This window comes from Indiicoccus explosivorum, from assembly GCF_002167005.1.
Lineage (GTDB): Bacteria > Bacillota > Bacilli > Bacillales_A > Planococcaceae > Indiicoccus > Indiicoccus explosivorum.
In genome coordinates this window covers 61640-75204 of the sequence record NZ_NHTN01000007.1, presented here as the reverse complement: position 1 = coordinate 75204, position 13565 = coordinate 61640, and the positions used below count along the sequence as shown (strand labels likewise).

Below are 13565 nucleotides of genomic sequence, written 5' to 3'. Positions count from 1 at the left end.
GTGAAGCGGTATGGGATTGTCTGACAAACTTTATTTATGGACGGCCGTCATGCCGCTTGCAGTCATTCTCTACTATTTCTTCAGGAAGAAATTCGAAGAACGGCGTGTGCCATCCGTGCTCCTCTGGCAGGAACTCACAAAGGAAACCGAGGTCTCCCCCTTTCTCAGGAATTTGCAGCGGAATGCCTTGTTTTATTTACAGCTCGCAGCACTGACGCTTCTGATGCTGGCGCTGACAGGACCGTATATTAAAACAGAGACACCGGCGGGCGCCGAGTTCATTTTCATCGTTGATCCTTCGGCGACCATGCTGGCAGGAGATCCAGCCCTTTTTTCCCGGCATCAGGAAGAAATGCTCGCCCTCATTGAACGGACTGCCGGAAAACCGGTGACCATCATCACTGCCGGCCATACCCCGGAAGTTGTCGTCAAAGAAGAACGGGATCCAGGAAAATTGAAACAAGCAGTGAACAGTCTTGAAGTGACCTACGGAGCGGAGGATTTGGGCCAAGCGCTGGCGCTCGCAGAAACCCTGGGCTTGGCGGAGGATACTTCCATTCATTTGTTCACCGATAAGGCTGAAAGGAGCCTGCTGACCGGACTGGAAGAAGGCAGCCTCGCTGTCCATGCTTCACCTGAAAAACCGGCGAACGTATCGGTCCGCCGATTCGGGATTGCTGAAGCAGGGGCCGGCTCCCAGCGTGCTGCGGTGCAGCTGATAAATGACAGTGAAGAGGCAACAGAAACGACTGTGACTGTAACAGGAGGGGGCCATGAAGAAAGGCGGACGGTGACACTGGAAGAAGGAGAAGAGCAGCTGCTGTTATTCGGGCCGCTGCCAGCCGCCAGCTTATGGCTGGCCACATTGCAGGCGGAGGATCATTATGCAGTCGACAACCGGGCGGCCGCATATGCCGGCAGCACGATACAGAGCGCGGTAGTAGATGAATCCCTCCATGAACTTATCGGTAAAGGGCTCACGTCAGCAGGTGTCCAGACCGTTTATCGGCAGGGAGATCAGCTTGCCGCCGAGGGTGCCGGTTTCATCGTGACTGATCAGGAAGCGCTGCTCGATCGGGATGTCCCGGTTCTGCTGTTCGGAAGAAACGGAGAGGAGAAGGCGGAGTCGTCGGGGCCAGTCAGCTCCGACAGCCATGCCTTGTTCGCTTATAGTCCATTGGAGGATGTCCACGTAGCTGCGCTCTATCCGCCGTTCCCGTCTTTCCGGACGATTGCGCGCGCAGGAGAAGCCCCTTTCATTCAGCTGTCACCAAATGGCGACGTGGTTGTGCTGGCAGACCTTTCGGATACGGACTGGCCGCTTCATCCTTCCTTTCCGCTTTTTTTATGGAGCGCCTCGAAGCAGCTATCCCGCACCGAAGGATTCATGGGAACTTTCCTGCCGAATGAACAGCGAGTCCTCTCTGAAGCGGAAAGGGCGATTGACATTTTTAAGGAAGATGAGTTTATTGCAACGCACCCTGAGGATGAAGCTGTATTCACGGCGCCTTCGGAACCGGGAATTTATGAGACGGCAGGCGGGATGCAGACCAGCTTTATCGTTTCACTGCCGGAACAAGAAAAGGTGACTGCTTCCGGCCGGTCGTTTGTAATTGGAGAGGCGGAGGGAAGTGAAGGGACGGTCCGCCATTCGGCAGTGCCGTGGCTGGCAGGTGTCATCCTTCTCCTCTTGCTTGCGGAATGGGAGGTGTACCGCCGTGGAACTGCGGGCAGATGAACCGCTTTTACTTCTTGTGCCTTTAACGGCCGCGCTGTATTTTCTCTGGATCGCTCTCAGAGGATTCAGGCAGTGGCGGAAGCTGAAGCGCCTGGTATTCGGAATGAGGGCTGCGGCGGTCCTGCTTCTGGCGTTCGCCCTGTCCGAACCATACTGGCACCTTCCCGCAAAACAGGAACAGATTCTGTTTCTCGCGGACCGGTCGGCGTCCGTACAGTCCGCTGACCGGGAATTGTACACAGCCATTGCCGAGGCAGCGGAAGAAAAAAGAGCGGATCAGCAAGTCGGTGTCTTCGCATTCGCAGAAGATTTTCAAACCGTTTCGCCTGTTGGATCGGAAGGAGTGCTGGGAAGCGAGGTCGGAGTAACGGACAAAGGAACGACGGATATTGCAGGCGCACTGCACCTTGCAGCCGCTGCCGTACCGGCTGGCGTCCCTGCACGGATTGTGCTTATGAGTGACGGCAATGAAACGGCCGGCTCAGCTCTGAAGACGATTGAACTTCTGGACAGCGGCAATCTCTCGATCGATGTGTTTCCGATCGGGGGAGAGGCAGGCCCCGAAACAGCGATTGAAGAATTCGGAGTGCCGGATCGGGCAGTCAGCGGCGAAACACTGGAACTGGAACTGGCAATTTCAGCGAATGGAGCGACTGTGGCGGATTTGATCATCTTCCGGGAAGACGAGGAAGTGAAGCGTCAACATGTCCGGCTCAATGAGGGAAGGAATGAATTCACACTGGAAGTCCCCGCTTCAGGGGAAGGGCTGCTGAAATTCGAAGCGGTCATCGTACCTGAAACGGATACCTTTACGGAAAATAACAGAATGCTGGGGCTGACAGAAGTGGAAGGAAGACCGCATTTTCTCGTCGTATCCGAAGAAGGCGGAAGTCCGATCAGCCGTCTGCTGGACACCGACACGCTTCAGGTCAGTGGATTGCCGGTCCGGCAGCTGCCTTCATCTCTGTCATCTCTGCTTGAGTATGATGCTGTCATATTCGATAATGTACCAGCCACGTCCCTGAGCAGCCGGCAAATGGACATCATCGAACAGGGCGTCAGGAATTTCGGACTTGGGTTCATGATGACGGGAGGCGATCAGAGCTTTGGTCTTGGCGGATATTTCAAGACACCGATCGAGCGGCTCCTGCCTGTGGACATGGAAGTCACCGGTAAACATCAGTTGCCTTCCCTTGGTCTGATCATCGTCATGGACCGGTCCGGGAGCATGGGGGGGATGAAACTCGAGCTTGCCAAAGAGGCGGCTGCCCGGTCGGTCGAAATGCTCCGGCCTGACGATACGCTCGGGGTCATCGCATTTGACGACAGACCGTGGGAAATTTATGAACTTCAAAAAGTGGGGGATCCGGAAGAAGCGGTGGACCGCATCCTATCCATTACACCGGGGGGCGGTACAGAGATCTTCACGCCGCTCGCCTCTGCGTACAGTCAGCTTGAAGGAGTGGAAGCACAGCGGAAGCACATTATCCTGCTGACGGATGGACAGTCTTCGCTGCCAGCAGCTTACGAAGAAACGATCAGAGAAGGAATGAATGACGGCATCTCTTTATCGACAGTCGCCATTGGCCAGGACTCAGACCGGGTGATGCTTGAAACGATGGCGGAGGCGGGAAACGGCCGCTTTTATAACGTCGCCGACGCTACTACCATCCCAGCCATTCTTTCGCGGGAAACCGCCATGCTTTCGCGGACTTATATTGTCGATGACCCGTTCTACCCCGTCATATACGAAAGTTATTGGAGTGGTCTGTTTTCAGCTGGAGTCCCTCAAATGAACGCCTATATCGCTACAACCGCCAAACCCGCTGCCACCGTTGCAGCAGAAAGTCCAGAGGAAGATCCGATCCTGGCGGAATGGAACTACGGAATCGGCAGGACCATCGCCTATACCTCAGGCAGCGGACCGTGGAGCGGCGGCTTCGCTGCCTGGGATTTATGGCCGGAATTCTGGAACCGGACAGCCGCCAGACTCCTGCCGGCTTACCGGGAGGTCCCTTTCATCGTTACCCGGGACAGCGAAAGCGGTTACGTGATCGAAGACCCCACGGGGAATTCGGCAGTACTGACGGTCCATGCCTCGGATGAAGCAGGAAAAGAAATCGCCGTCCGGACAGAACCGATCGGTCCCGGAAAAGTCAGGGTCACACTGGAAGACGCGGATGCCGGTTTGGCCTTCCTCAGTATCGAAAACGAGCGGGAAGACGTTTTCCGGACGGCCATCACCATCCCTTATGCAGAAGAATACCGGGCGGCCGCTATAGACCGCGAATTGCTTGAACAGCTGGCTGACCGGTCAGGCGGTCAGGTGCTGACTGATCTGTCGGATGCCATGCGGGATATCCCGTTTACCGGCGGAACCCGGCAACCGGCGACCCGGTTATTCATCCTGCTGGCGATGTTCCTGTTCTTCACTGATATTACCATTCGCCGGTTCGCCGGCTTCCGGATTGTCAGGACAGGAAACGGTAAAAACGAACCCCCGGCGGAAGAGACATCGATCGATCAGCTGATAAAAGCGAAAAAGCGCCGATGAGGGCGCTTTTTTGTTTTCAGATGATCTGGATTTTCTCCTGTTTCGACGCCAGCAGCTTCCGGTTCCGTGAAGACCAGCTGACGGCGATCACGTAACTGACCAGGAGGATGGCGGTTCCTGCGATATACGGGTACGCCATGTTCCAGTCGAACAGGATTCCGGCAATGGCCGGTCCGAACATGTTTCCGAGACTCATATAGGCGTTGTTCATCCCGGCGGCGAATCCTTGCTGTTCGCCTGCCAGTTTGGAGATGAGAGTATTGATCGCCGGCCGCAGAAGCGCAGTTGCTGTAAAGAAAACCATCGAGACAAGGAGGATGGTCCAGAAATCCCCGACGGCCAGGATGCCGATCATGGCGCCGGCTGCCACCAGAAGGTTCACTTTGATCACTTTCATTTCCCCGAATTTCCGGAAAAGACGGTCGATGACGAACGTCTGGGCGATGACGCCGACGAATCCGCCGACGGTGATCAGTATGGCGATGTCCGTAGGCGAATAATTGTAGCGTTTATCGACATAAAGCGAGAGCGTCGACTGGAAATTTGCCAAGCCGAAAGAAAATACGAACATGACGATCAGCAGGACGAAATAAGGCGTGGATGCAGAGCGCCGCATCTGCTGGAAAATGTTTTCCCGTTTTGTCAGTGAATTTTTAATGGTCGGACGGACATTGGGCAAGGCGATGAGCGAGATGACAGCCGCTATGAGGGCGACGGCCGTGGCGACGATGAACGGCACCCGAAGGCCGAACTCCGCGAGGAAACCGCCGATGCCGGGGCCGATTGTAAAGCCGAGGGACATGGAAGCTCCAAGCAGGCCCATTCCCCGGCCGCGCTCTTCGTATGTCGTAATATCAGCGACGAACGCCATCATTGGAGGGACCAGGAAAGCGGAACCGAGACCGCTGAAAAAACGGGCCGCATATAAAACCCATAATTCGGTGGCAAGCCCGAAAACAAGCTGGGACAGGCCAAAAACGATAAGCCCGAATATGATCAAATTTTTCCGGCCATATTTATCCGATAAATCACCAGCGAGGGGAGAGAACAGAAATTGAGACAGCGCGAATGTGGCGATCAGCGTGCCCAGCACTTGGCCAGCCACGCCGAAAGTTTCCAGATACGCCGGCATGATCGGGATGATCAAACCGATTCCGCTCATTGCAATAAACATATTGAACATCAAAACATACAAGGCGAACCGATTCGACTTCACCATTAAAAATTTCCTTCTTTCAGCTATTATTTCGATTGTCTAAAGGTCAGTTTACCACAGGATCGGCCTCCGCACACGAAAAGAGGATGCAAACGGATCGGCATTCCGTCTGCCGTGACGGCAGTGCGGCGAATCGTGACGAAAAAAGAAAAATAACGGACATGGTATTGCTTTTTGGGCCTGTCATCCCATATGATGGGAACAGGAAGATGTCCGGACAGGAAGTGAAACCATTGAAAGATAATTTGCAGTTTTTCCTTGATCCTAAGAAAAGGAAGACACGGAAGCCCTCCATCATGAATTACAGAGAAGGCGAAAGAGGTCTGTACCTGCTGGCAAAGCGGCAGCTGATCGAATGGACGGACGTCCACTCGTACTGCCATACCTGCCTGTCGCCGCTTGCCTTCCATGACTCGTATGATGCCAGTTACTGTGCGGAGTGCAACGAGTGGCGGGAAGAGACGTGCGCAGACCTTGAGTGCGAGTACTGCAAGAACAGACCGGCGAAACCCACAGATTTGAAATAATGACTGTTTTCCGCCCTCGCCGGTAATCCCGGAAGGGTTTTTTGCTTTTATGCGGCACCTGCCGGAAAGCTTTCCTTATGGGAAAACCTGCGGGGCAGCAACGATTGAACAGACGGAGGGGAAATGATGAAAAAAGAATTTGTAGTCATCGGCCTTGGCCGGTTCGGGTCCAGCATTGTCCGGGAACTGATCGAGCAGGGCGCCGATGTGATGGCGATCGATAAAGATACTGAACGCGTGGATGAATTCGCGACTGTCGCCACACAGGCTGTCGCAGCGGATACCACAGATGAAGCGGTGCTGAAATCACTGGGCATCCGGAATTTCGAGCATGTCATTGTGGCAATCGGTGATGATATCCAGTCGAGTATTCTGACGACCATCATGCTGAAGGAAATCGGTGTCCGGAACGTGACGGCTAAGGCTCAGAACAACTATCATGAAAAAGTGCTGCGCAAAATCGGCGCAGATAAAGTCGTCCACCCTGAGCGTGATATGGGACGCCGTATCGCCCACAATATGCTTTCAAATAACGTGCTGGATTACTTGGAGCTGTCGGAAGAGTATTCGATCATGGAACTTCGGGCCAACGCCAGACTGACAGGCTTCACGCTGAAGGATCTCGATATCCGGGCAAAGTATGGAATCAACATCGTCGGCATCAAGCGCGGGGAGGACATAAATGTGTCTCCTCAGGCGGATTATCGGATAACGGACGGAGATATCTTGATTGTGATCGGGTCGGATGCCGACATCAACCGGTTTGAAAAGAAAATGCTTCATTAAACTTGTTCGGCAGCAACGGACAAACAAAAAAGTTCCGGGGGATTCCCCGGAACTTTTTTCATACTTCCATGATGACCGGCAAAATCATCGGCCGGCGTTTCGTCTTATCGAACAGGTAGGGGCCAAGGACATCGGAAATTTCACTCTTCAGTTCTGGCCAGTCCGCCTGCTGATGTTTGATTTTCTTCGACAGATGGCGATTCAGCATCTGCTGGGCTTCATAGATCATTGAACCCGATTCACGCATGTAAATGAATCCGCGTGAGATGATATCAGGTCCTGAGACGACCTTCCGTTTGCCTTTATCGACGCTGACGACCACAATGACGAGCCCTTCTTCAGACAGGACGCGCCGGTCCTTCAGGACGATATTGCCGATGTCCCCGATGCCCTTGCCGTCGATGTAGACATCGCCCGACGGAACCCGGCCGCCTCCTGCAGCTTCGTCGGAACCGAGAGCGAGCACATCTCCATTTTCCATAATGAAAATGTTTTCGGAAGGTATGCCGCAATCTTCCGCCAGTTCTTTGTGCATTTTCAGCATCCGGAATTCACCGTGGATGGGCATGAAGAATTTCGGATTGATCAGCCGCAGCATCAGTTTCTGCTCTTCTTGGGAACCGTGCCCGGATGTGTGGATGTTGCTCAGCGATCCATAAATGACATCGGCTCCGGCCCGGAACAGGAGATTGATTGTCCGGTTCACGCTGCGTGTATTCCCCGGAATCGGGGAGGAAGAGAATACGACTGTATCGGATGGCTGAATCGAGATCTGACGGTGCGTGCCATTCGCGATGCGGGACAGGGCAGCCATCGGTTCGCCCTGGGATCCGGTGCAGAGGATCAGCACTTTATCCGCCGGCAGTTTATTGATCATATGCGAGTCGATAAAAGCGTCTTCCGGCGCATTCACATATCCGAGCTCACGTCCGATCGTGATGGCATTATCCATGCTCCTGCCGAATACGGCGATTTTCCGCCCATGCTTCAATGCTGCATCTATCACTTGCTGCAGCCGATAAATATTGGATGCGAACGTCGCGAAAATCAAGCGGCCTTCGACACTGCGCATGATTTCATCGATCGTGGTCCCGACTTTCCGCTCGGACATGGTGAAGTTCGGCACTTCGGCATTTGTAGAGTCGGACAGCAGGCACAGGACGCCTTCAGCACCGATTTCCGCCATTTTCCGAAGGTTCGCCGGTTCACCGACCGGTGTAAAGTCGAACTTGAAATCACCAGTATGAACGACATTGCCAGGCGGTGTCTTGACGACGACGCCGTATGCATCCGGTATGCTGTGTGTCACTCTGAAAAAGCTGACAGAAGTTTTCCGGAACTTGATTACATCATCCTCTTCGATTTCCGTCAGTTTTGTCTGACGGAGAAGACCGTGCTCCTCCAGTTTCTTGCGGAGCAGCCCCAGTGCGAGTTTGCCTCCGTAAACCGGAATATTCACCTGCTTCAGCAGGTAAGGGATTCCGCCGATATGATCTTCGTGGCCGTGCGTGATGAACAGCCCCTTGATCTTATCGGCGTTTTTGACTAGGTACGTGTAATCGGGGATGACATAATCGATTCCGAGAAGGTCGTCTTCCGGGAATTTGATCCCGGCATCGATCAGGATGATTTCATCCTGGAACTGCACCCCATAAGTGTTTTTGCCGATTTCGCCCAGTCCGCCGAGCGCGAAAACAGCTGTCTGATCATTTTTCACTGATTTCATTGGCCGTCTGCTGTCTCCACTTCGTAGTTGGCATTCGCCTGTTCATACTCCAAGTGGTTTCCTTCGAGCAGCTGGACGTACTCGATATTCATGTCCCGGCCTTTCAAATGGTGACGGACTTCACGCTCATTCGACGCTTCGACATAGAGGCTTCTCGTGTTTTCGCGGACTGGTACCTCTGACCGGTTTGGCTGGTAATAAACTTTAAAAATCATCTCTTGCTCTCCTTTTTTTAACGTACGAGTTTCAGAACCTTCCTTTATCTTATCACGGGAATCCCGTAAAATAAAGAAAGGCCCTCCCCTTAGACGGAGAAGGCATAAAATCATTATGCTATTTTTTTCTTGTTCATAACGCCGTTCAGCTGTCTGAGGATTTTCCTTTTAATGCGCTTCAGCATGGAAGATCCCTCCCTTACCCAGTATTATACAACAGCTGCCGGCATGTTCAAGAGAAGAAAGGGCTATCAATATGGTAATTTTTTGATGGAGGTTGAAATAATGGGTAAATTGCTGCTCTTGGATATTGACGGGACCATATTGGATTCAGGCAAAAAACTGCCGGAATCTGCGGAATCTGCAATCCGCCGCGCCCGCGATAACGGATATGATCTGGCGATTGCCACCGGACGGGCCCCGTTCATGTTCAGAAAGCTGGCACAGGAGCTGGAGATCAGCTCGTTCATTTCCTTTAATGGGCAGTATGTCGTCCATCAGGGGAAGCCGATCCACAAGGGGGCGATTCCTTCTGGCCGTCTCGAAGAAGTGCTTACTTATGCAGAGCGGAACGGCCACCCGATGGTCTTCATGGATGACACGAGAATGGTTTCTTCGATCGATTTCCATCCTGATATTGACGAAAGTGTGGGAAGCTTGAAGCTGGCCCACCCGCCGGAAGAACGGGATTTTTATCTGAAACGGCCGGTCTACCAGGCGCTGGTGTTTTGCGGGAGGGAGGAAGAGCCTCCATACCATGAAACTTTCCCCGACCTCCGGTTTGTCCGGTGGCACCGTGTGTCATGCGATGTTCTGCCGGGCGGCGGATCGAAAGCCGAGGGCATCCGGAAACTTATCGCGGAGACGGGGCACTCTATCGAGGACACAATCGCATTCGGGGATGGACTGAACGATGTGCAGATGATGGAGATTGCGGGTACAAGTGTTGTAATGGGCAACGGCCATGAAGAAGTGAAGAGGATTGCGGACCATATCACGGACCACGTGGACAAGGACGGGCTTGCCAAAGCGTTCACTCACCTTGGGATCATATGAAAAAGCGGCAAGTGACATACCGTCACTCGCCGCTTCCCAGGTCGATCGGACTGCCGTTCGGGATGTCGCCGAACGGGTCATCGTGATTGATTCTGTCGTAGAACAGCACACCGTTCAAGTGGTCAAGCTCATGTTGGAACGCGATAGCCGGAAATCCTTTCAGACGCATCCGCTGTTCATCGCCGTTCAGATCGGTGAACCTTGCAGTGATGCGCGCGTATCTCGGCACATAGCCCGGCACGGAGCGGTCCACTGACAGGCAGCCTTCTCCCGTGGAGAGGTAAGCGAGTTCGACTGAGTGGCTGACTATTTTCGGGTTCACCGCTACAAGGCTCAAAAGCTGGCCATCTTCTTTCTCCAAGTGCAATGCGAACAGCCGCTTGAGTTTGCCGACTTGAGGAGCGGCAATGCCGACCCCGGGGCGCAGGTCGTATTTTTCCGCCAGTCCGTCGTCCTGGCTGTTCTTCACGTACTCCAGAAGCTCCTCTGCGAGCTGCCTGTCTTCACTGGATAGCGGCAGGGCGACTTCTTCAGACCGCTCACGCAGGAGACTGTTGTCCTCTCTGATGATATCCTTCATCAAAATCATTGTATGAGACTTCCTTTCGTCATAAACCTGCCTAATAGTATAGCGAATGAATTTCGGGTTGGAAAGGGAAATGCCGGCCTGATGGTTGAGAAAACGGATTTTGTCCCATATAGTTAATTTATCGCAGTGAAGGAGGTTGCTTGTTGAAGAATTCGGGTCTGATTGTATTTTTGTCGGGGATGCTCTTGCTTGCCGGATGTTCCGAGTCCGGTGTAAGTGAAGGATTAAATGAAGTATTGGATGAAACGCTCGCTGCAGAAGAAGGGTATTTGGAAGTCCAGGATGAACTGAAGGAACTGGAGCAGAGTGAACAGGGACTGTTCGAGTCGGTGATGGGTCTCACGCAAGAGGAACTTGAAGAGGTCCAGGCTTTGTCGGAGGAAGCGTTGGCTTCGGTCGAAGAGCGGCTCGCCCTGATTGAAAAAGAAAAAGAGGCGATGGCAGCCGCTGCGGAGGAATTCCAAGGTATCGACGAAGTGATCGCACAAGCGGAAGATGAGGCGGTCGCCAGCGATCTGAAAGAACTGAAAACCTTGATGGAAGAGCGCTATGCGGCTCACCGGGCGTTCATTTCGGAGTATGAGGAACTGGGAGACCTCCAGCAGGAGCTTTATACGATGCTGGCTGATGAAGAAACGGATCTGCAGGAGCTGCAGGAACAGACTGTTGAAGTGAATGAACAAAATGCTGCAGTGAAAGAAAGTATCAAGATTTTCAATGAGAAAACAGAAAAATTCAATGAACTGAAGAGCAACATCGTAGAACAGCTGACAGCAGAAGAATGACGGCGGGGAATCCCGCCGTTTTTTCTTTGGGCGGAAAGGGTATACCACAATTCTATAGGGATTTTTTTGGTAAATTAATGTATAACAGACTGTTTGGATGGAATGATACAGTTTGCCTTTAAGGGAGGATAAAAAACTGACGCATTTCTAATATAACTATGATTTTCAATGTTTGACCGGTTATAGGTTCTAAAGTATACTGAAAACGTGAAACAACTTGTATTACTATTTCATAAAAACTTTTTAATACAGATTGAAGGAGAGTGACAGGAATGGCATCGAAAAAGTCCAAGCAATTCGATCCTGTAGGCACACTTCAGGAGATCGAGAAGAAATTCGAGATGTTCCAAGTGCTGAACGAAGAAGGGGAAATCGTCAATGAGGAAGCGGATCCGAAGCTGTCAGATGAAGAACTTCAGGAACTGATGCGCCGCATGGTCTACACACGGATTCTGGACCAGCGCTCCATTTCGCTGAACCGTCAGGGCCGCCTCGGGTTCTATGCGCCGACAGCGGGACAGGAAGCTTCCCAGATCGCTTCCCATTTCGCGCTTCAAAAAGAAGATTTCATTTTGCCGGGATACCGGGATGTGCCGCAGCTGATTTGGCATGGCTGGCCGCTTCATCAGGCTTTCCTGTTCTCACGCGGCCATTTCAAAGGCAACCAGATGGCTGAAGGTCTGAACGTTTTACCGCCGCAGATCATTATCGGCGCTCAATATGTCCAGACCGCAGGAGTCGCCCTCGGACTGCAGAAACGAGGGAAAGAAGCCGTTGCCGTCACGTATACCGGTGATGGCGGTTCATCACAAGGGGACTTCTATGAAGGAATCAATTTTGCCGGTTCATTCCGCTCTCCTGCCATCTTCTTCGTGCAGAACAACCAGTATGCCATTTCGACTCCGCGTGAATTGCAGACTTCCGCGGAAACAATCGCACAGAAAGCTGTAGCGGCCGGGATACCGGGCATACTTGTGGACGGAATGGATCCGCTTGCCGTATTCGCTGCGACACGGGACGCACGGAAGCGCGCAGTGGCGGGCGAAGGTCCGACATTAATCGAGACGCTGTGCTACCGATACGGTCCGCATACGATGGCGGGAGACGATCCGACGCGTTACCGGACTTCCGAAACGGATTCGGAATGGGAGAAAAAAGATCCGCTCGTCCGGTTCCGGAAATACCTGGAAGCGAAAGATTTGTGGAGTGAAGAAAAAGAAAATGAAGTGATCGAGCAGGCGAAAGAAGAAATCAAAGCGGCGATCAAAGAAGCGGACAATACACCGAAGCAGAAAGTGACGGATCTTATGGAGATCATGTACAACGAGATGCCGCAAAACCTGCAGGAACAGTATGAAATCTATAAAGAAAAGGAGTCGAAGTGACCGATGGCGCAATTAACGATGATCCAGGCGATTACGGAAGCTCTGCGCACAGAGCTCAAGAATGACGAAAACGTCCTCGTGTTCGGCGAAGACGTCGGCAATAACGGAGGCGTATTCCGCGCCACGGAAGGATTGCAGAAGGAATTCGGCGAAGATCGCGTTTTCGACACGCCACTCGCGGAATCCGGAATCGGGGGCCTTGCGATCGGTCTGGCGCTCCAGGATTACCGGCCAGTACCGGAAATCCAGTTTTTCGGTTTCGTCTTTGAGGTGATGGATTCCATCAACGGACAGATGGCCCGTTACCGCTACCGCAGCGGCGGCGCTTTCAGCATGCCGATCACCATCCGGTCCCCGTTCGGCGGCGGAGTCCATACACCTGAACTCCATGCGGATTCATTGGAAGGACTGGTTGCTCAGCAGCCCGGCCTCAAGGTTGTCATCCCTTCCACACCCTATGATGCAAAAGGGCTTCTGATTTCTGCGATCCGTGATGAGGATCCGGTCATTTTCCTGGAGCACATGAAACTGTACCGGTCATTCCGTCAGGAAGTGCCGGAAGAAGAGTACACCATTCCGCTCGGCAAAGCAGACGTGAAGCGGGAAGGAACAGACCTCTCCATCATTGCCTACGGGGCAATGGTACAGGAAAGCATCAAGGCGGCTGAAGAGCTGGAAAAAGAAGGGCATTCAGTCGAAGTGATCGACTTGCGGACCGTCCAGCCGCTCGATATCGACACCATCATTGCATCCGTCGAGAAAACCAACCGGGCAGTTGTCGTGCAGGAAGCCCAGAAACAGGCCGGAATTGCGGCGAACGTCGTTGCGGAAATCAACGAACGGGCCATTTTGAGTCTCGAAGCACCGGTCCTGCGTGTCACTGCGCCGGATACTGTATTTCCGTTCTCGCAAGCGGAAGCGGTTTGGCTGCCGAACGCCAAGGACATCTTGGCGACAGCGAAAAAAGTGCTCAATTTTTGATTGAAAT

12 protein-coding genes are annotated in these 13565 nt (G+C 52.9%); 8 read left to right on the top strand and 4 right to left on the bottom strand.

Features of this window, described 5'->3' with window-relative positions:
* The first annotated feature begins 10 nt into the window (after nucleotides 1–10).
* The gene (locus tag CCE92_RS01915; protein WP_088005833.1) at nucleotides 11–1738 is read left to right on the top strand and encodes a vWA domain-containing protein; all 1728 of its coding nucleotides are present in this window, start codon (nucleotides 11–13) and stop codon (nucleotides 1736–1738) included.
* Nucleotides 1719–4292, top strand: coding sequence for a VWA domain-containing protein (locus tag CCE92_RS01910; RefSeq protein ID WP_088005832.1), 2574 nt, complete (start codon nucleotides 1719–1721; stop codon nucleotides 4290–4292). The genes CCE92_RS01915 and CCE92_RS01910 overlap by 20 nt, the downstream gene beginning before the upstream one ends.
* A 16-nt stretch (nucleotides 4293–4308) precedes the next feature.
* Here CCE92_RS01910 and CCE92_RS01905 read toward each other — a convergent pair whose 3' ends face one another.
* Entirely contained in the window at nucleotides 4309–5511 is a 1203-nt protein-coding gene (locus tag CCE92_RS01905) for an MFS transporter (protein ID WP_088005831.1), read from the bottom strand.
* A 293-nt stretch (nucleotides 5512–5804) separates the two neighbouring features.
* Between CCE92_RS01905 and CCE92_RS01900 the strand changes: the two genes are divergently transcribed.
* Nucleotides 5805–6035, top strand: a complete 231-nt coding sequence (locus tag CCE92_RS01900) for a hypothetical protein (RefSeq protein WP_241535832.1) — start codon at nucleotides 5805–5807, stop codon at nucleotides 6033–6035.
* Between the two features lie 126 nt (nucleotides 6036–6161).
* Nucleotides 6162–6821 carry a potassium channel family protein gene (locus CCE92_RS01895; RefSeq protein WP_088005830.1) on the top strand — a complete coding sequence of 220 codons (660 nt, stop codon included), beginning with the start codon at nucleotides 6162–6164 and terminating at the stop codon, nucleotides 6819–6821.
* Between the two features lie 58 nt (nucleotides 6822–6879).
* On the opposite strand, the gene rnjA is transcribed toward CCE92_RS01895, so the two are convergent.
* Together rnjA and rpoY are read right to left on the bottom strand one after the other, a co-directional pair.
* Nucleotides 6880–8547: a ribonuclease J1 gene (rnjA, locus tag CCE92_RS01890; protein ID WP_088005829.1), complete on the bottom strand. Its 1668-nt coding sequence runs from the start codon at nucleotides 8545–8547 to the stop codon at nucleotides 6880–6882.
* Nucleotides 8544–8762: a DNA-directed RNA polymerase subunit epsilon gene (gene rpoY / locus CCE92_RS01885; protein ID WP_088005828.1), complete on the bottom strand. Its 219-nt coding sequence runs from the start codon at nucleotides 8760–8762 to the stop codon at nucleotides 8544–8546. The genes rnjA and rpoY overlap by 4 nt, the downstream gene beginning before the upstream one ends.
* A 285-nt stretch (nucleotides 8763–9047) precedes the next feature.
* Here rpoY and CCE92_RS01880 point away from each other — a divergent pair, with 285 nt between their 5' ends.
* Nucleotides 9048–9818, top strand: a complete 771-nt coding sequence (locus CCE92_RS01880) for a Cof-type HAD-IIB family hydrolase (RefSeq protein WP_088005827.1) — start codon at nucleotides 9048–9050, stop codon at nucleotides 9816–9818.
* A gap of 22 nt (nucleotides 9819–9840) precedes the next feature.
* Here the strand turns inward: CCE92_RS01880 and def are convergent, their stop codons facing one another.
* Entirely contained in the window at nucleotides 9841–10407 is a 567-nt protein-coding gene (gene def / locus CCE92_RS01875; RefSeq protein WP_088005826.1) for a peptide deformylase, read from the bottom strand.
* A gap of 143 nt (nucleotides 10408–10550) precedes the next feature.
* On the opposite strand from def, the gene CCE92_RS01870 reads away from it, so the two are divergent.
* The 3 genes from CCE92_RS01870 (at nucleotide 10551) to CCE92_RS01860 (ending at nucleotide 13558) form a co-directional block, all read left to right on the top strand.
* Entirely contained in the window at nucleotides 10551–11192 is a 642-nt protein-coding gene (locus CCE92_RS01870) for a YkyA family protein (RefSeq protein WP_088005825.1), read from the top strand.
* Between the two features lie 272 nt (nucleotides 11193–11464).
* Nucleotides 11465–12577, top strand: coding sequence for a pyruvate dehydrogenase (acetyl-transferring) E1 component subunit alpha (pdhA, locus tag CCE92_RS01865; protein ID WP_088005824.1), 1113 nt, complete (start codon nucleotides 11465–11467; stop codon nucleotides 12575–12577).
* 3 nt (nucleotides 12578–12580) lie between these two features.
* Nucleotides 12581–13558, top strand: coding sequence for an alpha-ketoacid dehydrogenase subunit beta (locus CCE92_RS01860; RefSeq protein ID WP_088005823.1), 978 nt, complete (start codon nucleotides 12581–12583; stop codon nucleotides 13556–13558).
* Nucleotides 13559–13565: the final 7 nt, after the last annotated feature.

Excerpts from the sequence above, each read along its gene's own strand:
- CCE92_RS01880 (WP_088005827.1), top strand. The coding sequence starts at position 9,048 with ATGGGTAAATTGCTGCTCTTGGATATTGACGGGACCATATTGGATTCA.
- CCE92_RS01895 (WP_088005830.1), top strand. The coding sequence starts at position 6,162 with ATGAAAAAAGAATTTGTAGTCATCGGCCTTGGCCGGTTCGGGTCCAGC.
- def (WP_088005826.1), bottom strand. The coding sequence starts at position 10,407 with ATGATTTTGATGAAGGATATCATCAGAGAGGACAACAGTCTCCTGCGT.
- CCE92_RS01905 (WP_088005831.1), bottom strand. The coding sequence starts at position 5,511 with ATGGTGAAGTCGAATCGGTTCGCCTTGTATGTTTTGATGTTCAATATG.
- pdhA (WP_088005824.1), top strand. The coding sequence starts at position 11,465 with ATGGCATCGAAAAAGTCCAAGCAATTCGATCCTGTAGGCACACTTCAG.
- CCE92_RS01915 (WP_088005833.1), top strand. The coding sequence starts at position 11 with ATGGGATTGTCTGACAAACTTTATTTATGGACGGCCGTCATGCCGCTT.
- rnjA (WP_088005829.1), bottom strand. The coding sequence starts at position 8,547 with ATGAAATCAGTGAAAAATGATCAGACAGCTGTTTTCGCGCTCGGCGGA.
- CCE92_RS01900 (WP_241535832.1), top strand. The coding sequence starts at position 5,805 with ATGAATTACAGAGAAGGCGAAAGAGGTCTGTACCTGCTGGCAAAGCGG.
- CCE92_RS01860 (WP_088005823.1), top strand. The coding sequence starts at position 12,581 with ATGGCGCAATTAACGATGATCCAGGCGATTACGGAAGCTCTGCGCACA.
- rpoY (WP_088005828.1), bottom strand. The coding sequence starts at position 8,762 with ATGATTTTTAAAGTTTATTACCAGCCAAACCGGTCAGAGGTACCAGTC.